This window comes from Methylobacterium sp. WL64, from assembly GCF_008039945.1.
Classification (GTDB): domain Bacteria; phylum Pseudomonadota; class Alphaproteobacteria; order Rhizobiales; family Beijerinckiaceae; genus Methylobacterium.
This window is the reverse complement of record NZ_VRVA01000104.1, coordinates 1-18274: the sequence shown is the minus strand read 5'-3', so window position 1 is coordinate 18274 and position 18274 is coordinate 1. Positions and strand designations below refer to the sequence as shown.

Below are 18274 nucleotides of genomic sequence, written 5' to 3'. Positions count from 1 at the left end.
AATCCTCGACGCGGTCGCCGCCCACGACCGGTTCGATGCTGACGATGACCCGCACGGTGAGAACGACTTCGGCGCGGTCGAGGCGGCCGGCGAACGTGTCTTCTTTAAAATCGATTACTTCGACCGCGCCGGGCGCTGGGCCTCGCCGGATCCAGCTGACTCGTCAGTGACGAACCGTGTCCTTACCGTCCTGTTGGCTGGGGAGTACTAGGGTGCCCGGCGTCCGGCTGTGGGCCGCCGACATCCCCACCCCTGGCCCCTGGACCGTGCGGGGTGAGGCCGAGCCCGGGGCGTCCCCCGCTCAGGTCATGCTTGGGATCGAGCCGGCGGGAGACGACCGGCCGGGGGGCTGGCCCTACCTCATTCGCCGGCACGCCGCCGTCGAGCCCGGCGGGTGTCCGCTGCACATCGCCGTCGGCATTCAGCGCTGGGCCGACGCCCGGTTGCTCGCCGCCGCCCCGGACCTCGCCGCCGCGCTGCTGCGGCTGCTGACGACGCCGGCGATCATGGCCCCGGGGGCGGATCCGGACACGCAGGCGGCGGTGACTGCGGCGTGGGACATCCTCGTCCGGGTCGCCCCCCAGCTGGAGATCGGGCGGTGAGGGCCGCCCCCGATCCTCGCTCAGGGCCCCTATCGTGGCTCGACGCTCCGCCGGCGGCGCCCCGCCGGCAAGGGGGCCGGCCGGGGCGCGCCCGGCTCGGGCTCCACGAACAGCGCCGCCACCGCGACCCCCAATGCCCGGGCCAGGGCCTCCAGGGTGGTGATCGTCACGTTCTCCCGGCCGCGCTCGACCCGCCCGACGTAGGCGCGGTCGATCTCGGCGGCGAGGGCCAGCCGCTCCTGCGACAGCCCCCGCTCGACCCGCAACCGCCGCAAGTTCCACCCGACGATGCCCCGCGCGTCCATCGCGCGAATGAGCCCTGTCGGCGGCTTGACAATCGACGGACTGACAATCCCTCATTCGTTGATCTGTGGGGTCTTCAGCCGACAGCGCCCTTCTCATCATCCTTGCTTGAGGCTCCTGCCTATGATCTCGATGACCCTCCGTGGCCACGGAGCGCCCGTCGCGCTCGCGTTACTTCTCTCCCATGCGCCAATCGTCTGCGAAGCCGTCGCTCAGGCGCCCCCGGGCGGGCAGAGTAGAGGAGAGTACAACGCCCGCGATGCAAACGCGCAGGCTCGGGTGCTCGCGCTCGCCGACGAGGTGATCGCCTTTATCGGGGAGGGCTACAAAGCGATACCGCCCGGTGAAGTGCTCGCCCGCATGGATGGCTACCGTGCCCGGATACGCACCGTCGCCGCCGAGATTGCTGACACCCCGGCGGCAACGACGCTCACGACATTCCTGACCCAGTTCGAGCAGATACGCGCTGACATCGCCGCTGCGCAGGTTCGGCCAGGGTCAGCGACGTCGGGTGTCACGACCACGCCCCCGACCGGTGGCGACACGGCACCTGCGAGGCTGCGGGCGCTGCTCGCCGAAGTCACGGCCGCCAACGCCTATGCCGACTTGCCGCCCCCGCAGCGGCTTGCCGCGCTCGACACCTACCTCGCGCGGCTGCAGGCGCTCGGCCCGGAGTTAGCCGGTACCTATGTTGCCGCGATCTACGAGCGCACCCTCCGAGAAGGGCGACAGGAGCGCGCGAGCATCGCCGCACAGCTCGGTCGTGATCCAAGCATGACATCGGGGGCCGACGAGGGGGCCTACACCGATTTCGAGTGGATGGGGCAGCGCGGGATCACGGCTCTGAGCAATCCGCTTCAGCGGGAGGACTTTCGAGCGTCGTTGGCTCGCGGGATCGATTTCAACGTGGGGGTCAGCGCCCTCGAACCGACCGCCGCCAGTTGGCTGGTTCAAATGTCAGGTCGGCCTGGCACCCCGGGGACTCCGGGCCAAGGCTTCTTCTGCCGTGTGAACGGGACGGATACGGCCAGCCTGACAGTCTTGCGGGGGATCATGCCGCCCTATGGCATCGTGCACATGACCTCCTCCCGTGCGGATGAATTCGTCCTAGGCGACAGACCGCTGCGCGTTCGTATCGTGTTTGCCGACTGACGGATCACACCGCCGGACGACTGGCGCCGCCGCAACCCCGCCACCGCTGGGATTGTCGGAGGCCCGCCACAGGCAGGTGGTAGGGTGCACCCCGTCGGGCCCGTCGCCCCCTCCCCAGCGAACCTGCGCTGCGAGGTGACCCCACTCCGGCGCGAGCCGGAACGGGCGATGGCGCATCGTCTGCGGCAAGCGTGGGCGATCCCCGAAGGGCTACGTGACGACCCAACCCTGCGGCTGACCTTCGCCGTGACGATGGATTTCGACGCCGCACTCACGGCGCCGGTGGAACTGTTGCGCTCGATCAGCCGACGCGCGAAGCCCGACCAGCTGCAGGAGGCGGTTGAAGCGGGGCAGCGAGCGATAAAAGCGAGCGCACCGTTTCCGGAACTCGGCCAATTAGCGGGCGGTACAATGCAGGTCGATATGACGCCATGCGACTGACCCTCCGTCGCAAGGCAGAAACGAGAATGGCCGGAGAACTCAGTTCTCCGGCCATCATCTACCGTGTTCAGTTCAGGTCCGTGAGATACGACGCTACTAAGTCAGCTCACGCACGCACGGGCTTCACTCGGCGGGCATCGACATCATCGACCACCGTGATGCAGTAGACCCGCGGCGCCGCTCGGCAGATCTGTCTAGGCAGCTTGATCGTGTTTTTCGGCTGCTTGCCACCTTCCGTCTGCGCCCGCCCCTCGTCCCGCAGCTGCTTCAGCATGTCGACGTGATCGGGAAATTCCTGGCGGAACCGCTTTGCCGGGATCAGCACCTGTAGTTGCTTGCCTTTCCGGCGCAGGACGCCGGCCTTCTTCAGGAACTCCGCCTCGGTGTAGGGCCATCTGCCCTGCCGTGCCCGGCCAAACTTGCCGCGGTTGCGGGCGCGGAAAGCTCGGACCCGCTCGATGGCCGGAGGGGTGTAGGGTGCATCGCCGGCCGTCGCATGGGCGTGATAGATGGCCAGGGTTGCCGGCAGCAGCGCACCCCACCCCTCTAGGATCACGCCCCATTGGCGGGCCAGCTTCCCGGCCACGTAGGTGACAGCGACAGTTTTCTCGCCGCGAGCCTTCCCCTTCACCACAGCTTCTTCCCGGGCGGCGGTGTGGAACTCGTTCATCAGGCGCTCGATCTTCGAACGCAGCGCGGCCTCGTCTCGGACGACGGCGGCTACAAGGTGCCGGACGAACGCGCGACCGGCGACGCCGTAATTCTCATTGACGGCGGTGCGCAGATGCTCGGCTGCCTCACGAGCGTCGACGAAGCCTGCCGGCACGGTTTGGAAAATGCCGAGCTTGTGCTCCTTCGGGATCGCGATGGTAAAGATTCGCGATGCAACTGCGTCTACGATTGACTGAGGGGCTTTCAGGAGATCACGCTGCGGCACGTTGCTCGTACTGAGCGTTGCGACCCGGACGTTTGACGCCGTGACCGTGTCGGTCAAGCGCTTCCTGCCACCAGTCGTCGCTCCTTTGAACGCGACTTTCTGCAACATCTCGCGCTGACTTTTGCTGTCCAGTCCAGCCAGGTTGACTTCGTCGAGGGCGAGCAGGTTGTCGGCGTGCGCGCGCTTGAGCGGGTCGTGAATGTTGGCGGTCATATCCCACGTCTCAGCGCCGCCGACCTCGGAGGTTGGATCGCCTGCCCAGGCTGAAGCTCCAACGGTCAGGAGGGTCGATTTCGCGCTTTCTCGTTCGCCAACAAGCTCAGCCTGCGGGTTCTGGTTATGCGCGGGGGCATAACGCAGGATCGCCCCGACGAGCGCGTACATCATGACGAAAAGCGGGATCGGCTGGTTCGTCACGACCGGTCCGACCGAGGCCTGCCAGGCCTCCAGCGTACCGACGGCGGTGAATTTTGGGTTCGGTTCGAACGCGATGATGACTTCGCGAGTGTCACCATCGGGACGCTCGACGTCGCCGTTGCCGTAGACGTAATGCGCTTTATCGAGCCAACCCGGCCGCGCGGCGACCAGAGCGGAACGGTAGCCGCTGTGCTGCTCTACCATCGTCAAGAAGGCGGTCTTCGACTTGCCGGTCAGTAGATCGGTGCCCGCTTGCGTCAGGCGAGCGAACACCGACTTGTCGTTGAGCACCAGCTCGCTCGGGCTGAACCAGCACGAGCGGTCGGCCGTCCCGTAGCGCAGCCAACGGGCCCCCTCCTGATCGATGACCGCGTCCCGGATGCATGGGACCCCATCATCGTGGGACAACTTAAAGATGCCTTGGGGCTGGTCGGGCCCGGGGTTGGGTGGTTTGTTGGCGGTCATAGATAGCGTCCTCTCGCTGCGTAGGGATAGAGGTGGGACAGGTGGTTTTGGGGCTAATTTCCCCCTAGATCCCCTCTATCCCACGCGTTTTGGGGCATGGTGCCGTGGTGAGTCGCCACGTGCAGTTCACACTGTTTTCCCGCCCGTATTTCCCGCCTCGGCGTCCCACCTTTAGGTTGTGGGCTAGCTAAGTCGGCTGGCGTTTGGCTGTGAAGCGTCCCTCTATTGGGATGGCACCCGCCTCAGGTTGTCGGGACGAGGCAGAGCCGCCCCGTCTCGCTGAGTTCGAAGCGCAGGCCGACCAGCACTATCCGTCCGGTCAGCCCGGCTCGGTCGAGCGCCCGGACCGCCTGGATCTGCTGGGCCACGGTCAGGGGCCGGTCGCGCGTGTCGCGCACTAGTCGGCCACGCTTTGTGTCGAGGCGTTCGATGGTCTGACGCCTCTGGAACTCTCCCTTTAGAGCGTAGGCAATGGCAGCCGGGCTGCCGTCCCAGGGCTTGGTGTGCACCGGGCGGGGGGCCGCCTCCGTCGCCGGGATCAGGCGTTTCAGGGCCGTTCTGACCGCCAGCGATCCTGCCGCCGGGATTAAGCCATAGAGGTGAAGGCAGGTGTGGCGGGCGAACCGTCCCGCCTCGCCCCCCTCCTGGCGATGATCCTCGTTCCAACTCGCATCAATCACGAACACCCCGAGGGTGACGCCCGCCTCGCGCAGAATCGTTTGGGCAAACTCGCTCACAGTCACGAAGTCGGGCTGCTCACCCGGATCAAGCCCCGGCAGGATGATCGACACCCTCATCCAGGCTTGACCGGGCTGGCTGCGGATGAAGCAGCTCGTAGCGTCGACGAACAGCCGCTGCAGGGCGTCGGCGCATTCCGGGCAGGCCGGGTGGCCACAGCGATTGGTCAGCCGGCCGCGCCGACAATTCTCGATGATTGCGCCTATCGCTGCTAGATCGGCGTGCGCCCGCCCGTGCTTGCGCAGCCAGCGACGGCGGCGGCTTTTCAGGGCCCGCCGCTCCGCCCGGGTCGGTGAGCGCCCCCCGCGCCGGCCGACCGGCCAGGTCAGTGCTCCCGTGTTGTAGGCCGGCCCTGCCGCCAGCGCCGTCGCGACCACGCGGTTGGTAAGGGAGAGGGCCACCGGCCCGCCCTCCTTCGTTTCCAGCTCAGACATCGGCCGCCTCCGCCGTTGCCTCGTCGGCCTCGGGCTCGCCGCCGTCGGGACGAGGATCGCCGGTGCCAGTGCCGAGAGTGAGTTCACGGGCCAGAGCCTGCAGCGAGGCCGCCAACCGCTCCAGGCGCTCGATCTGGGAACCGGGCGCCGTCAGTGCGTCCATTACCGTCCCGTGGATCGAGGCCGGCAGCTCGACCGTCTCGCCCGTGGTACCATCAGCGCCGTGGAGGCGCAGCTCCAAGCGGGGGCTACCCTCCTCCCGCGCATGGTCAGGCTCGGCAACCGCCGGGCCCGAGCTCCGCGGCTCCACCGTCGGCAGGCCGGCCGCCAGCTTCGCCCTACGCTTCTGCTTGGCAATGGCAACCTTGCAGTCACGGATGGACGTCCGCTCGACGAAACCGGTGAACTTCTCGACCGGGGTACTCTCAGCGAGCGCGCAGCGTAGCAGCATTGACCAGTCCGAGCAGAGCTTGCGCTGATCGGTGTTGGTCGGCCGCGCGCCGATGGTCATGCAGATGAGGGCCGGGTTGCGGCGCGCAGCCTTCGTAGGCTCGATATCGCTTTCGGCGGCGATGCGGGCAATCTGGCCTGGATCGTTGTGCACCTCGCACAGCAAACGATAAGTCGGCAGCAGGAGCGCATCAAGCTTCTCCTTCCAGTTGCGGAAGAAGCCCTGGCCGCCGCCGATGGCCCGGCACGCGGCATAGGCAGCATCGACCTGCGAGCTCCGAGCCACATTGCTCACCGTCTCGGACAGCAAATCGCGGATGGCGGGGTCAGACAGGTTTTCGGTTGAAACGAACGGTGCGGGCGAGGGGCCATCGTTGCAGCGGTCGCGCGTCGGATTGGTATCGGGATCGAGCACTGGCAAGTCTCCGTTCCCCGGAATGGGGAGCAGCAAATTTACCGCAGTGCGTTGACCGAAGCAGTCTGCCCATACAGCAGACTACCTGTTAAGTCTCTGATTCCTTTTTGGAAATGGCATCTAGGAGGTCTTCTGGTAGCGGGGAAATCACCGAGGTAATGAGGGGTACGGGCTGCTTGAAATCGAGCGCCAGTAGCCGATAGTTTCGCTCCGTAAGGCGTCTTTTGATGAATTCGTACCGACCGAAAAGTCGCGTCAGCTCAGGCACGTTCTGAGCGTTAGCGAGGAGCTTTTTCGCAAAGTTTGCCTTTCCTACCTCATGCGGTCGAAATCGCTCGCCGCCGAAGTTGTTGAGCCAGACGAAGCCGGCCTGAAAATCCTCTTTGTCAGCCCATTTGTTTGCCGCCCATGCACTTCGAAGCTTCGGATAATGCTTCCTAACGATATCGTGCTCGGGGCTGCCCGCCCTCGGGTTGAAAAGTGCTTGCGCTGTCGTCCATCCTCCCTTGGAGTTCGATCCCGGCCCGAGGGGCCAGCGCAGCGATACGTCGTACAGCGGCGCGTAGCGCTGTTGCCGGCGCCGACGGTTGCGCAATTTGATATCGAGGCTGTGAGGTCGAAGGGCGATGGCGAGTTTGCGCAGTCCCACCGGCTCTTCCAGCAGGCGGCCGAGCACCTCGCGCACGGCAGGATCGTCTAGGAGGGACGGCAACGAGGTTTCGTCCAGGCGCCGCGTCTTGCGGATGTGCTGCACCAGCCGAATTGCGCTGCAGACTCGGGCGGCGGCTAGCAGGTCGCTCGACACGGCGAGCCACCGGTCCGGAAACTCTTTTCGCTTACGTTGGCGCTCGTTGAGTTTCTCGCCGAGGAAGACCGCGATCTGCATCTCATAGAGCTTGATCGCGCGTAGATACAGCGAGTTCTGTTCATTAAGCAGATAATGACCGGCTGCGGCGACGTTGTATAGGCGACGCTTCAGTGCTTTCTCGTGAGCCATGTCTGTCCCTCCCCGGTTGGCCGACATGCCTGTAATTACGTAACTCTCGTGCACAAGCTGTTGCCTTAGGACTCTACGGCCGACTTGATGGCGCCACGGCAGCGTACGGTGTGATGGACCATGTGACTTGACGGCCGGTCGGGTCGACGGGGAAACGGATCGACGTGTCAGCTCGACTTTGGCCAATCGAGAGGCGTCGAGGGTAGCGAGGTGACGAAGCGGGTGTGATGGTTAGGCTGGTGGTGTCCCCGCCAAGAGACGTCGCCATGCTGCCCCTGCCCACCCGCTTCGCCGGGATCATCCTGGCCGTCGTACGCTGTGCGATCTGGCGTGAGCGGACTTTGACAACATCACCGCGCCGACGCGCCCGAACAAAACCCCGCTTCTACTGCTCGATGGTGAGAACGCGATCCCGGATGGTACGAACCAGGCTCGCTCGCCGAGGATCATCGCGCAGGATCGTCAGGCGCCGGGTGAAGCAGGGCTTGTGGCTGTAGGCCAGGGCCGCCAGGTTGCCATCGAACCGCATCCGCCGGACCGAACGGCAGCCCGACCTATCTGCTAAGGCTGCCCTATGATCACCGATGATGCTGCGAGAGCAGTTGACTTCGTGACTATAGGAACCCGCTGCTGGAATGCCCTTTGAAGGCATTCGCGCGACGGATATAGCCGCCCAACGTTCGTGGGTCCCGGTGCCCGCTCTGATCCATGATCCGGGCGAGGTCTGCTCCCCGCTCGGCCGCGGTGGTGATGTAACCGGCCCGAAGGGAGTGCACCCCGAACGTTGCGGCGTCGAAGCCGGCAGCGGCCGTGTACCGTTTGATGACGTCGGCGACAGCCTGGGTCGTGAGGCGAACGCCCTCGCCCTGGCGGACGTTTCCCGACCGAGACACGGGCCAGAACACCGGGCCCACGACGATCCCCGCTGCATCGAGCCACTCGCGCACGAGGGCGACCGGCCAAATGAAGCGGCCGTGCGATATGGCCTTTTCGAGCCCTCGCCCGCCTGATCGACCTTCGACCGGCGGATGATGACGCGCAGGCCCTATGGACGCTGGTCATGGCCATCTATCCCATGCCCGCCCTCGGCCTCGCCCACGGGGTCCGTGATGAGCTATGAGCCCGGCGAGTTGGCTCCGAGTCGATAACAGCGGAGAAGGTAGATATCCCTTCAACCTCATGGGGGCGGAGCGCCATGCAGATCAGCCGACGGCAGCTCGCTGCCTCCATACTCGCGGCTCCCCACCTCGCCGATCGAGCGGTGGTCGCAGCTTTCGTCGCTGCCGGCACCATCGATTTCGCCCCCAATTCATACCCGCAGACCACTGCCGGGGTAGCGCGGTATGTGTGGACGCAGCGAGGCGGCGAGTTCCGACCGCTCGGCGTCATAGCGCTCGGGTTGCTGGGGCTTCTGGAGGCTCTGTCCGAGATGGACGCCGAGGAGCCGGTGACCCAGGAAATTCTACGCGCCGGCCCCCACAACGCCACCATTTTCCATCATGGTGATGGAGTGCGCATCATCGGGGTAGTACTCTACGGCAAACCGGGCGTCGCCCTGCCGACACCTCCGAAGCGAGGACGGAGCCGCCCCGCATTTCTCAGCCGTTCGCAGACGCTTCGGGTGGGCGAGCAGCTCGACCTGTTCGCCATGACGGGGTTCTAGGCTTCAGACCTTGTCATGGTGCGATCTTACGCTGTCTCCGATGGGCCGGAGGTACGCATGAGCGCTTGAATGCGTCGAACGGTATTGCGGTTGACCTTGAGTTCATGCGCGACCGCAGAGGCGCCATGTCCCTCCTGTAAGAGCTGCTCTGCTCGGCGACGTTGATCAGGGGTCAGGCTCGCTGGTCTACCGATCGCTTTACCCGCCGCACGGGCACGCGTCAGCCCCGCCTGGGTTCGCTCGATCAGCAGGTCACGCTCGAACTCAGCTACGGCGTTGATCACGCCCATCGTCAGCTTACCGGTCGAGCTGGTGAGGTCGACGCCACCGAGCGCCAGACAATGCACACGCACCCCGAGCGCGGCCAGTTGGGAGACAGTACCACCGACGTCCATCGCATTGCGGCCAAGGCGGTCGAGCTTTGTCACGACCAAGACATCCCCCGCCTCGAGGCGATCGAGCAGGCGAACGAAACCACGGCGCTGCGAGGTCGCCACGCTGCCCGAGATGGTTTCGGTGATGACACGCTGCGGCTCGACCTGAAACCCTGAGGCGGCGATCTCCTGCTCCTGGTTGTCGGTGGTCTGACCGAGGGTCGACACGCGGCAATAGGCGAAAGTGCGGGCCATGGCCATTTTTTGGTCGAAAGGGATGGCCGAAACTAAAAGCTGGCCGAAACATCCGCAACCCTATTTTTCGACCATGCCCTACAGCGGTGGTCGAAACCGTTCGGTTTCGGCCAGGGGTGCGGGCGCTATCAGCGCCACCTTTGATGAATGAGATCCCAATCCAGGCCAATTGCCATACACCGAGAAACTGGCTGACGTCGCTAAAGTGCCATGGTATCAGATTCATGCGTCATCGGAGCTGAACGCAGTTCTGATCAGCTAGGCGCATCCCTTCAATCGAACTGAATGGATGATAGGGCCATGAATGCGACACTGTCCAAGATCGATGCTGGCGGCCGGTTGATCATCCCAGCCCAAGCTCGCAAAGCGCTGCATCTGGAGTACGGCGGCCCGGTCGTGCTGACTTTGGTCGACGGCGAACTCCGAGTCCGATCCGTGGCTGCCGCCATGGCAGAACTACAAACCCAGACGTCGTCCTTCTTGGCTGACGACACCGCTTCGGTGAATGCCTTCCTCACAGCCCGACGCGCGGAGGCTGCCAGAGACGAAGGAAAGCCGGGGGACAAGCAAGAGCAGGTAGCCGCGTCCGCGAAGGAAGCCGATCGTGGCGCGTAGCGTTCTGGATGCCTCGGCTCTGCTAGCCTATCTCCGCCGGGAAGCTGGTTGGGAGCAGGTGCTACAAGCTTTCACCGGTACCGCCACGATGACCACCGTGAATTTTGGCGAGGTCGCCGGATGGTTGGTCCGCAATGGAGCCGATGAGACGGCCGTGCGAGCATTGCGGAACGGCCTCGTGTTCCCCCTCACGCCCGTCGACGACGACCTGTGTATTCGCGCTGCCTTGTTAGAGCCGCTGACCCGGTCGAAAGGGCTCGGGATCGGAGATCGGCTCTGTCTCGCGCTGGCTGCCCGCTCGAACGCTGCCGCGGTCACTGCGGACGCCGCCTGGCAGGAGATCGCAACCGGTGTCGGCGTCGAGGTCCAACTCATCCGCTGAGGTTTGCCGAGCAAACAAACGAGACGTTTGCCCGACAGTAGAATTACCGACGCGTTTTATCGACAATGGCAGTGCTGTTTGGCTAACTCGCACCCCACCTCGCTAATTCGTCGGGAAAACGATCAGATACCCGACAATTACCTCGATAGGACGGCTGTCTTGTTCGGATATTTTGGAGCCGTGGGCTGTCTCTGATCGGCGGGTAGGCGTCCTTCGGCTTGATCGCGCTTCGGTACCTTGTAGGCGTCCAACGACCCCTTCGAATGCGCCTGGCTTCTCACCTCGACGACGTCATCCACGCAGTGATTGCCGTTGTCTCCGGCCAGGCGGCCGTATGACTGCACCAAGCTCAGTCTTGAACCTTTCAGGATGCAAGACCGTGCTGGTGTCAGCTTCCAGACTTCAGAGGTGATCGTACGCCCTGATTTGCGGTAGGCCGCGTGACCCACCGCATTGGTATGCTGCTTGCGTGTCAGTCTTGTATGGAAGTCTGATCCGCATGCAGGCCCCTGAAACATCTGGCTCGATTGATCGCGTCATCGTGGATGCCATCCTCGCAGGCCGCATCACGGCCGGAACTCGCCTCGGCGAGCAGAGCCTCGCAACCCTGTTTAGCGTTTCCCGGACCATGGCCCGCGAAGCGCTGATCCGGCTGGAGGCGCGCGGCATCGTACAGGTCAGCCCCCGCCGCGGCTGGTTCGTGATCAACCCTTCCTTCGAGGAGGCGCAGGAGGCGTTCCAGGCCCGGCAAGCCATCGAGATGGGCATCCTCATGGCCGTCCAGCGCCTGGGACCCGAGGTCGTGGACAAGCTGCGGGCCCACATCATCCGGGAGCGGGCGGCCATCGCCTCAGACGACCTGGAGGCGCGCAGCTTCCTGCTCGGCGACTTCCACGTCTGCCTCGTCGAGGCCCTCGGCAACCGCGTGCTTGCCGACATCCTGCGCGACCTGACGGCGCGCACCGTCCTGATCTCGGCGCTCTACCAGTCCGTCCACGACGCGACGGCCTCCTGCAACGAACACGAGGCGATCACCGATGCGCTCGCCGACGGCGACCTGAAGCGGGCCGCCGACCTCATGGTTTCTCACATCGGCAACGTCGAGGCCGGGCTCACGCGAGCCAAGGACGACGATCCGCTGACCAACCTCCGCCAAGCCCTGAAACTTTCACCCCGACGAGAATGAGGGTGGGCTCGGCCGGGCCAAAACAAGAAAAGCCGCCTCCGACTCGCGTGTTGCGTATCCCCCCGATTGGAATTCACCAGGAGATTACGTGATGTCGGCCCATTCGATACCGCTTCCCACGTCGGACAAGGCACGCGAGCCGCTCTACAAATCGCTGTTCTTTCAGGTCGTCGTTGGGCTGGTGCTTGGCATCGTGCTCGGGATGGCCGCGCCCGAGTTTGCGATCAGCCTAAAGTTCTTCAGCGACGGCTTCCTCAAGCTGATCTCGATGATCGTCGCGCCGATCGTGTTCTGCGTCGTGGTGCACGGGATCGCCGGGACCGGCGACCTCAAGAAGGTTGGCCGCGTCGGCATCAAGGCGCTGGTCTACTTCGAGGTTATGACGACGGTCGCCCTCGCCCTGGGCGTCATACTCGCCTACCTCGTCGGCCCCGGTCATGGGATGAACATCAATACCGCTACCCTCGACGGCAAAGCGCTCTCGACCTACGCGGACAACGCTCACAAGCTTCAAGGCGGCGGCTTCTCCAGCTTCATCCTAAACATCATTCCGACAACCTCGTTCGATGCTCTGGCGCGTAACGATGTGCTTCAAGTGCTGTTCTTCGCGATCCTGTTCGGCGTCGCACTGGCGCTGTATGGTGGCGAGCAGGGCAAGAAGGTCACCGACCTGATCGACGCGGTCTCCGGTGTGCTGTTCAAGGCGATGGGACTGATCGTGCGAGTCGCCCCGCTCGGCGTACTCGGTGCCGTGGCCTATACGGTTGGCAAGTACGGCGTTGGCTCGCTCACCCAGCTGCTCTCACTGGTCGGACTGTTCTACTTTGCCGTCGCTTTCTTCGTGATCGTCATCCTCGGCTCGGTACTACGCCTTGCCGGGGTCAATATCTTCAAATTCCTGGCCTACCTGCGCGAGGAGCTGACCATCGTGCTCGGTACCGCTTCGTCAGACGCCGTGCTCCCGCAGATCATGCGTAAGCTAGAGTACATGGGCGTCAAACCCTCGGTCGTCGGGCTCGTTGTCCCCACAGGCTACTCGTTCAACCTCGACGCCTTCTCGATCTACCTGACGCTGGCGGTGGTGTTTATCGCACAGGCTACCGGCACGCCGCTGTCATTCGGCGACCTGATGCTCGTGCTCGGCATCTCGCTCGTCACCTCGAAGGGTGCCCACGGTGTGCCGGGCTCGGCGATCGTGATCCTGGCCGCGACGCTGAACGCGGTGCCCTCGATCCCAGCGATTGGTCTCGTACTGGTGCTCTCAGTCGATTGGTTCATCGGCATGGCGCGCGCCGTCGGTAACCTAATCGGCAACTGCGTCGCGACCGTCGTTGTCGCCGCCTGGGAGGGCGATCTCGATCGGGCTCGAGCTGAGGCTGTGCTCAACAACCCGCCATCGGACATCGCTGTCATCTCGACGGGCGAGCAGCTCGCCTGAGGTCGGCGTTTCGGCCGCCCGCGATCATCTCCCGAAGGACGTGATCGGCTCAGGGCGAAGATAGGACATGCATCGATGAGCGAGTTGCGAGTGACGGCGGGTCCGTTCGAGTTTGGTGCCCGGTTTGAAGAGGAGGCAGCACCGAAGACCTGCGCCGCCTTTCGAGCACGCATGCCGTTCATGACAAAGGCGGTACATGTGCGGTGGAGTGGCGAGGGCGTATGGATGCCGCTGGGCGACCTCGATTTCGGGGTCAGTTACGAGAACCACACCAGCTACCCAACTCCAGGGCAGATCATCCTCTATCCCGGTGGCATCAGCGAGACCGAAATCCTGCTCGCCTACGGCGGCGTGCATTTCGCCTCGAAGATGGGGCAGCTTGCAGGCAACCACTTCATCACGCTGACCTCTGGTCTGGAGAACCTGCGCAAGCTCGGCGAGATCACGCTGTGGCAAGGTGCCCAACCTGTCCACTTCGAGGCGCTGTAATCGCGGTTCATTGCTCTCAGGGCGTCGGAAACTGCCGCAGCTCCATAGGAAAGTTTCATCGGACGACGTTAAGCGAACGCGTCTCGTGTCGTGTCGTGAAAACGATTGGATACCCAAGATAAGATCTAAAAGTACAGAAGTCAGATAAGGGTCGGAAACAGTATTTGTCTTGACGACCGGAAATGGACATTGGTAATGCGCTCATGCCGGCCGTTCAAGACGCTTTTGACCATCTCTCAAAGGCTGCAAGTTGAGCTGCTGCCGGTCCATCGAACAAGCGGGGTTTATGGAACTGACGTGATCCCCTCGTTTGAAATCGAAGCGTTTCAGCAAACACGCGGCTGGGTGACGATCAATCACGAAGCCGTATGGAGGAATGGCTCATATATTGCAGCCGCTAAGTGGGGCTATCCGTCGACACAGGTGATGTGTCCGATCTTCGGGGGCGATCAATGGCTATACAGTCGTATTCAGCCTCTGATGCGCCGTCCTTTAATCCGCCTGCCGAGCTTGACAGCACTTACCGTCGGATCACCCTACGGTTGCTGCCGTTCCTGATGGCCCTCTGGGTTCTATCCTGGATCGACCGCGTTAACATCGGTTTCGCCAAGCTTCAGATGCTGGCTGATCTCAATTTCAGCGAGACCGTATACGGCCTCGGCGCCGGGATTTTCTTCCTCGGCTATTTCATTTGCGAGGTGCCAAGCAACCTCCTGCTGGAATACGTTGGCGCCCGGAAGACCATCGCGCGGATCACCTTCCTATGGGGGATCTGCTGCGTGGCAATGATGTTCGTCACCACGCCCGCTTTCTTCTACGTCCTGCGCTTCTTTCTCGGGGTTTTCGAGGCCGGGTTCTACCCTGGGGTAATCCTGTTCCTGACGTACTGGTACCCAAGCGAGCGGCGCGCCAAGGTGTTCGGCTTGTTCATGTCGGCCTCGGCACTGGCCGGCGTCATCGGCGGTCCGCTCGCCGGCGGCATCCTCAACGGTATGAACGGCGTCAACGGCTGGGCGGGCTGGCAGTGGGTGTTCCTACTGGAGGGCATCCCGTCGATCCTCGCTGGCGTCGTCACGCTGCTCTACCTGACCGACCGGCCTTCCAAGGCCACCTGGCTTACGCCCGAGCAGCGGTCGCTGGTCGAGGCCGACCTAGCCCGCGATGCGGCCGCCCAGGGCCCGCGCGAGCACCGCATCCTCGCCTCGCTGAAGGATGTCCGCGTCTGGCAATGCATCGCGATCTTCTTCTGCATCGTCACGGCGAACTCGGCGCTGACCTTCTTCGGGCCGAGCGTGGTGCGCGACGCCGGCTTCACCGATCCGCTCACCGTCGGCTGGATCATGTCGGCGGCCTACCTGTGCGGCGGTGCCGGGATGATCCTCAACGGGCGCGACTCGGACCGCACGGGCGAGGCGCGCCTACATTGCGGCGTGGCGGCGTTCGTTGGCGCCGCCGCGATCGCGCTGACCGGCCTCCTCGTATCCAGCGCCCCCATCATGGCGATGATCGCGCTCGCGGTGGGGATCGTCGGCACGATGAGCGCGATCCCCGTCTTCTGGCAGATCCCGGGGCGCTTCCTGACAGGATCGGCCGCGGCAGCTGGCATCGCGCTCATCAACTCGGTGGCCAACCTGGCGGGCTTCGGCGCCCCAGCGGTGATGGGCTACCTGCGCGAGCACACCGGCTCGGTCTCGATCGGCCTATGGATCGTCGCGGCCGTCGAGGCACTCTCACTCGCGCTGATCCTCGCCTTCGTGCCGCCCGCGAACCCGGAACTGAAGCGGCGCGCGACGGCCCGCGCCGCGCACGAGCCGGCGTAATCTCACCGACACCAGGAGCCAGCCTTGGATTATCCCTCAAACCGATCCGAACTGACGCGGCGGAGCCTCGTCGGCGTCGGCCTCGGCACCGCGGCGGTGGCTTCCGCAAGCGCGGTGATGGCGCAGGGCACGCCCACAAGCCCTACGGCCAAACCCGGCGCGCTAACCGCCGCCCCGACTTCGCAGACCGGTCTCTCGCCGCGTTTGACCCTGCACGCCATCGACAATTTCCATGGCACGCCCGCCGCCGGCATGGTCTGCGACCTCGCGCTGCTTGACGGTGAGGGCTACAAGCCACTTAAAACCATCACCACCACGGCGACCGGGCGCCCTGCCGACCCGGTGCTCGTCGACGACGCCTTCAAGGCTGGCCATTATGAGCTGGTGATGCATTTCGAGGAATATTTCTCGAAGCTCGGCGTGAAACTCCCCAGCCCGAACTTCCTGAGCCTCGTGCCGATCCGCTTCCAGATCCGCGACACCGGCCAACGTTACCACCTGCCGGTGCTGCTCACGCCTTGGGGTTATTCGTATTATCGCGGCAGCTGAGACCGGCACCGGTGGTCCCCGGAACGGATAGACTCCATTTCTCGCTCAGGACTCCCAAGTCATGGCCGGCATCTCGACCCACGTCCTCGACACCGACCGCGGCCGTCCCGCCGGCGGGGTGCGCATCGACTTCTCGATGATGGAGGACGGCAAATGGCGCCTTGTGAAGAGCGTCGTCACCAACGCCGATGGACGCACCGACAAGCCGATCCTGGCCGGCGACGAGGCCAAGGTCGGCCAGTACGAGCTGGTGTTCCACGTCACCGACTACCTGAAAACTCGGTCTGGCACGGCCGAGGCCGACATCTTCATCGACGACCCCGTGGTGCGCTTCGCGATCTTCGACGCCAAGCAGCATTACCACGTACCGATGCTATGCGCGCCGGGCAGCTTCACCACCTACCGCGGCAGCTGAGGCCCCGTGCCCGACATCGCCAAGGTCAACGGCCTGGAGCGGGACGCCTTCGTCGCCCTACTTGGTGGGGTCTTCGAGCACGCCGCCTGGGTGGCGGAGGCGGCTTGGCTGGGCCGCCCCTTCGTCAGCATCTCGGACCTTCACGCGGCGATGATGGGTGCGGTACGCGCCGCCCCGCCAGATCGGCGTCTGGCTTTTCTCAACGGTCATCCGGAACTCGCCGGCCCGGAGGCGCGGGCGAAGAGCATGACCGCCGAGTCCGTAAGCGAGCAGGGCGCCGCCGGTCTCGACCGGATGCCACAGCAGGACGCGGACACCTTCGACCAATTGAACCCGGCTTATCGGCAGAAATTCGGCTTCCCGTTCATCGTTGCCGTGCGTGGCCGGGACAGAAGCGAGATCCTCGCGCTGTTCAAAGCGCGCTTCCTGCGCTCGCGGGACGAGGAGGCGTCTGCCGTCCTCGATGAAATCGCCGCGATCACGCGGATGCGGCTCGATCGGCTGGTGAGCGAGGCAAGTATCTGATCCGCACGGCAATCTGCCATCGACCGCACATCACGCCCCAAGGTCGAGCATAGGTATTCTCAGACGGGACGGCACCGTGGGACACTTAAGCTGTCGCATTTGAATGAGATCGGGGTTCAGACATGTTCCTTGGAGAGGCTCTAATCAAATCTGAGCCAGCCATAAACAGACCTAACAAGGGCCTGAGAAGAGTCGATAGCTACCGCCTATATATGTCGGGAAAATCATCGGATACCCGACATAGCCCGGCAATGCGTTGGACGCATGCGTCGCTTTCCAAGAGGTAGGCTCCGGTTAGGCCTACGGCGGCTCCGATGCTCGGCGGGTTGGACCAGATCAGGCGCCGCTGAGCCGCATCTCCTTCGCATTCACCTCCGCGAGCGCGTCTCGGGGGAGCACACGCATGATCGCACGCTGCAAGACGTCGAAGTATCCGGGCGAAACAGCGCCTTCCCCCGCCTTCATCGCCGCCCAGCCGGCCCTCGCGGGAGTCTTGGGCGGATCCTTCTTGCCCGACCCGGCCTTGCTCTCGAGAGCGCCAGCACGTTCCCAGAAATCAGTCTCGGTGACGTTCGGCATCAGACAGGTCACGGTGACGCCCGTGTCCTTCAGCTCGTTGCGAAGGGCGAAGCTGAAGTTGTCAACGAAAGCCTTCGAGGCATTGTAGGCTGCCTGGTAGGCCCCAGGCAGGAGGCCGGCGAGCGAGCCCGTGAGCAGGATGCGGCCTTTACCGCGTGCCCGCATGGACCGCCCGATCTGCTGCACGAGGTCGAGCATTCCGACGACATTGATCCCGATGAGCTTGCGCACATCCGCGAAGTCCTGATCAAGGAAGCCTTGGCTGAGACCTTGGCCGGCGTTGGCGCAGAGTACGTCGACCTCGCGCACAGCGACTTGTGCGACGAGCGCGGCGACACCCTCGGCGGTCGAAAGGTCGACCGTGATCGTCTCGACCGCCGCGCCGGATAGCTCGGCCAACGCACGCTCGAACGGCCTGTCACCTGCGAGCAGTAGGGCGTAGCCGTCCGCGGCGGCCAGCTTGGCCAGTTCTAGTCCGATACCCGACGTCGCACCGGTGATGAGGGCTAGAGCCGTGCCCTTTCAGGTTGGCTCATAGGCATCGTATCCAGCAGCGGTAAGGTAGTTTCGGCACTCATCCGGTCGGACGGCGGCGAACGCGTCCTCGATGGCGATGGTCAGGCCGGCGGCGGT

23 protein-coding genes and 1 pseudogene are annotated in these 18274 nt (G+C 64.2%); 14 read left to right on the top strand and 10 right to left on the bottom strand.

Annotation, left to right across the window (positions count from 1 at the left end):
- Both FV242_RS26845 and FV242_RS26840 read left to right on the top strand, forming a co-directional pair.
- Nucleotides 1-211, top strand: a 211-nt coding sequence (locus FV242_RS26845; protein WP_147941055.1) for a DUF3768 domain-containing protein, incomplete at its 5' end; no start/stop codon positions are given.
- Nucleotide 212: 1 nt separating this feature from the next.
- The gene (locus tag FV242_RS26840; protein ID WP_147941054.1) at nt 213-602 is read left to right on the top strand and encodes a hypothetical protein; all 390 of its coding nucleotides are present in this window, start codon (nt 213-215) and stop codon (nt 600-602) included.
- Nucleotides 603-631: 29 nt separating this feature from the next.
- On the opposite strand, the gene FV242_RS26835 is transcribed toward FV242_RS26840, so the two are convergent.
- Entirely contained in the window at nt 632-907 is a 276-nt protein-coding gene (locus FV242_RS26835) for a helix-turn-helix domain-containing protein (RefSeq protein WP_147941053.1), read from the bottom strand.
- Between the two features lie 121 nt (nt 908-1028).
- Here FV242_RS26835 and FV242_RS26830 point away from each other — a divergent pair, with 121 nt between their 5' ends.
- Both FV242_RS26830 and FV242_RS26825 read left to right on the top strand, forming a co-directional pair.
- A complete protein-coding gene (locus FV242_RS26830) occupies nt 1029-2057 on the top strand; it encodes a hypothetical protein (RefSeq protein WP_147941052.1) in 1029 nt (342 codons plus the stop codon).
- Between the two features lie 168 nt (nt 2058-2225).
- Nucleotides 2226-2498 carry a hypothetical protein gene (locus FV242_RS26825; RefSeq protein ID WP_147941051.1) on the top strand — a complete coding sequence of 91 codons (273 nt, stop codon included), beginning with the start codon at nt 2226-2228 and terminating at the stop codon, nt 2496-2498.
- A 106-nt stretch (nt 2499-2604) separates the two neighbouring features.
- Here the strand turns inward: FV242_RS26825 and FV242_RS26820 are convergent, their stop codons facing one another.
- From FV242_RS26820 to FV242_RS26795, 6 genes are all read right to left on the bottom strand, one after another.
- Nucleotides 2605-4317, bottom strand: a complete 1713-nt coding sequence (locus FV242_RS26820; RefSeq protein ID WP_147941050.1) for a DUF927 domain-containing protein — start codon at nt 4315-4317, stop codon at nt 2605-2607.
- 242 nt (nt 4318-4559) lie between these two features.
- On the bottom strand, nt 4560-5489 hold the full coding sequence (locus tag FV242_RS26815; RefSeq protein ID WP_147941049.1) for a hypothetical protein: 930 nt from the start codon (nt 5487-5489) through the stop codon (nt 4560-4562).
- Complete coding sequence (locus FV242_RS26810; protein ID WP_147941048.1) at nt 5482-6354, bottom strand: hypothetical protein; 873 nt, start codon at nt 6352-6354, stop codon at nt 5482-5484. Before FV242_RS26810 ends, FV242_RS26815 begins: the two co-directional genes overlap by 8 nt.
- A gap of 88 nt (nt 6355-6442) precedes the next feature.
- The gene (locus FV242_RS26805) at nt 6443-7351 is read right to left on the bottom strand and encodes a hypothetical protein (protein WP_147941047.1); all 909 of its coding nucleotides are present in this window, start codon (nt 7349-7351) and stop codon (nt 6443-6445) included.
- A gap of 385 nt (nt 7352-7736) precedes the next feature.
- Complete coding sequence (locus FV242_RS34820; RefSeq protein ID WP_187278577.1) at nt 7737-7880, bottom strand: hypothetical protein; 144 nt, start codon at nt 7878-7880, stop codon at nt 7737-7739.
- A gap of 85 nt (nt 7881-7965) precedes the next feature.
- Complete coding sequence (locus FV242_RS26795; RefSeq protein ID WP_246692896.1) at nt 7966-8298, bottom strand: tyrosine-type recombinase/integrase; 333 nt, start codon at nt 8296-8298, stop codon at nt 7966-7968.
- 248 nt (nt 8299-8546) lie between these two features.
- Here FV242_RS26795 and FV242_RS26790 point away from each other — a divergent pair, with 248 nt between their 5' ends.
- Nucleotides 8547-9014: a hypothetical protein gene (locus tag FV242_RS26790; RefSeq protein ID WP_147941044.1), complete on the top strand. Its 468-nt coding sequence runs from the start codon at nt 8547-8549 to the stop codon at nt 9012-9014.
- Nucleotides 9015-9040: 26 nt separating this feature from the next.
- Here FV242_RS26790 and FV242_RS26785 read toward each other — a convergent pair whose 3' ends face one another.
- Complete coding sequence (locus tag FV242_RS26785; RefSeq protein WP_147941043.1) at nt 9041-9643, bottom strand: recombinase family protein; 603 nt, start codon at nt 9641-9643, stop codon at nt 9041-9043.
- A gap of 300 nt (nt 9644-9943) precedes the next feature.
- Here FV242_RS26785 and FV242_RS26780 point away from each other — a divergent pair, with 300 nt between their 5' ends.
- The 9 genes from FV242_RS26780 to uraD all read left to right on the top strand — a co-directional run bounded on the left by FV242_RS26780 (nt 9944) and on the right by uraD (nt 17062).
- Nucleotides 9944-10258 carry an AbrB/MazE/SpoVT family DNA-binding domain-containing protein gene (locus FV242_RS26780; protein WP_187278576.1) on the top strand — a complete coding sequence of 105 codons (315 nt, stop codon included), beginning with the start codon at nt 9944-9946 and terminating at the stop codon, nt 10256-10258.
- Complete coding sequence (locus tag FV242_RS26775) at nt 10248-10640, top strand: PIN domain-containing protein (RefSeq protein WP_187278575.1); 393 nt, start codon at nt 10248-10250, stop codon at nt 10638-10640. Before FV242_RS26780 ends, FV242_RS26775 begins: the two co-directional genes overlap by 11 nt.
- Before the next feature lie 541 nt (nt 10641-11181).
- The gene (locus FV242_RS26770; RefSeq protein WP_187278574.1) at nt 11182-11826 is read left to right on the top strand and encodes a GntR family transcriptional regulator; all 645 of its coding nucleotides are present in this window, start codon (nt 11182-11184) and stop codon (nt 11824-11826) included.
- A gap of 91 nt (nt 11827-11917) precedes the next feature.
- Nucleotides 11918-13264, top strand: a complete 1347-nt coding sequence (locus FV242_RS26765; protein WP_147941039.1) for a dicarboxylate/amino acid:cation symporter — start codon at nt 11918-11920, stop codon at nt 13262-13264.
- Between the two features lie 75 nt (nt 13265-13339).
- Entirely contained in the window at nt 13340-13753 is a 414-nt protein-coding gene (locus tag FV242_RS26760; protein ID WP_147941038.1) for a DUF3830 family protein, read from the top strand.
- A gap of 401 nt (nt 13754-14154) precedes the next feature.
- The gene (locus FV242_RS26755; protein WP_246692895.1) at nt 14155-15573 is read left to right on the top strand and encodes an MFS transporter; all 1419 of its coding nucleotides are present in this window, start codon (nt 14155-14157) and stop codon (nt 15571-15573) included.
- 117 nt (nt 15574-15690) lie between these two features.
- A complete protein-coding gene (uraH, locus tag FV242_RS26750; RefSeq protein ID WP_147941037.1) occupies nt 15691-16122 on the top strand; it encodes a hydroxyisourate hydrolase in 432 nt (143 codons plus the stop codon).
- Between the two features lie 61 nt (nt 16123-16183).
- The gene (gene uraH / locus FV242_RS26745; RefSeq protein ID WP_147941036.1) at nt 16184-16537 is read left to right on the top strand and encodes a hydroxyisourate hydrolase; all 354 of its coding nucleotides are present in this window, start codon (nt 16184-16186) and stop codon (nt 16535-16537) included.
- Between the two features lie 6 nt (nt 16538-16543).
- Complete coding sequence (gene uraD / locus FV242_RS26740; RefSeq protein ID WP_147941035.1) at nt 16544-17062, top strand: 2-oxo-4-hydroxy-4-carboxy-5-ureidoimidazoline decarboxylase; 519 nt, start codon at nt 16544-16546, stop codon at nt 17060-17062.
- 336 nt (nt 17063-17398) lie between these two features.
- Here the strand turns inward: uraD and FV242_RS26735 are convergent, their stop codons facing one another.
- Together FV242_RS26735 and FV242_RS26730 are read right to left on the bottom strand one after the other, a co-directional pair.
- Nucleotides 17399-18142 carry an SDR family oxidoreductase gene (locus FV242_RS26735; protein WP_147941034.1) on the bottom strand — a complete coding sequence of 248 codons (744 nt, stop codon included), beginning with the start codon at nt 18140-18142 and terminating at the stop codon, nt 17399-17401.
- Between the two features lie 21 nt (nt 18143-18163).
- Nucleotides 18164-18274, bottom strand: a pseudogene (locus tag FV242_RS26730) (IS630 family transposase); the annotation flags it as partial.

Bases quoted from the DNA above. Each gene is read 5' to 3' on its own strand.
- uraH (WP_147941037.1), top strand. From the start codon at position 15,691: ATGGCGCAGGGCACGCCCACAAGCCCTACGGCCAAACCCGGCGCGCTA.
- FV242_RS26805 (WP_147941047.1), bottom strand. From the start codon at position 7,351: ATGGCTCACGAGAAAGCACTGAAGCGTCGCCTATACAACGTCGCCGCA.
- FV242_RS26780 (WP_187278576.1), top strand. From the start codon at position 9,944: ATGAATGCGACACTGTCCAAGATCGATGCTGGCGGCCGGTTGATCATC.
- FV242_RS26785 (WP_147941043.1), bottom strand. From the start codon at position 9,643: ATGGCCCGCACTTTCGCCTATTGCCGCGTGTCGACCCTCGGTCAGACC.
- FV242_RS26760 (WP_147941038.1), top strand. From the start codon at position 13,340: ATGAGCGAGTTGCGAGTGACGGCGGGTCCGTTCGAGTTTGGTGCCCGG.
- uraH (WP_147941036.1), top strand. From the start codon at position 16,184: ATGGCCGGCATCTCGACCCACGTCCTCGACACCGACCGCGGCCGTCCC.
- FV242_RS26765 (WP_147941039.1), top strand. From the start codon at position 11,918: ATGTCGGCCCATTCGATACCGCTTCCCACGTCGGACAAGGCACGCGAG.
- FV242_RS26825 (WP_147941051.1), top strand. From the start codon at position 2,226: ATGGCGCATCGTCTGCGGCAAGCGTGGGCGATCCCCGAAGGGCTACGT.
- FV242_RS26830 (WP_147941052.1), top strand. From the start codon at position 1,029: ATGATCTCGATGACCCTCCGTGGCCACGGAGCGCCCGTCGCGCTCGCG.
- FV242_RS34820 (WP_187278577.1), bottom strand. From the start codon at position 7,880: ATGCGGTTCGATGGCAACCTGGCGGCCCTGGCCTACAGCCACAAGCCC.
- FV242_RS26815 (WP_147941049.1), bottom strand. From the start codon at position 5,489: ATGTCTGAGCTGGAAACGAAGGAGGGCGGGCCGGTGGCCCTCTCCCTT.
- FV242_RS26820 (WP_147941050.1), bottom strand. From the start codon at position 4,317: ATGACCGCCAACAAACCACCCAACCCCGGGCCCGACCAGCCCCAAGGC.
- FV242_RS26835 (WP_147941053.1), bottom strand. From the start codon at position 907: ATGGACGCGCGGGGCATCGTCGGGTGGAACTTGCGGCGGTTGCGGGTC.
- FV242_RS26790 (WP_147941044.1), top strand. From the start codon at position 8,547: ATGCAGATCAGCCGACGGCAGCTCGCTGCCTCCATACTCGCGGCTCCC.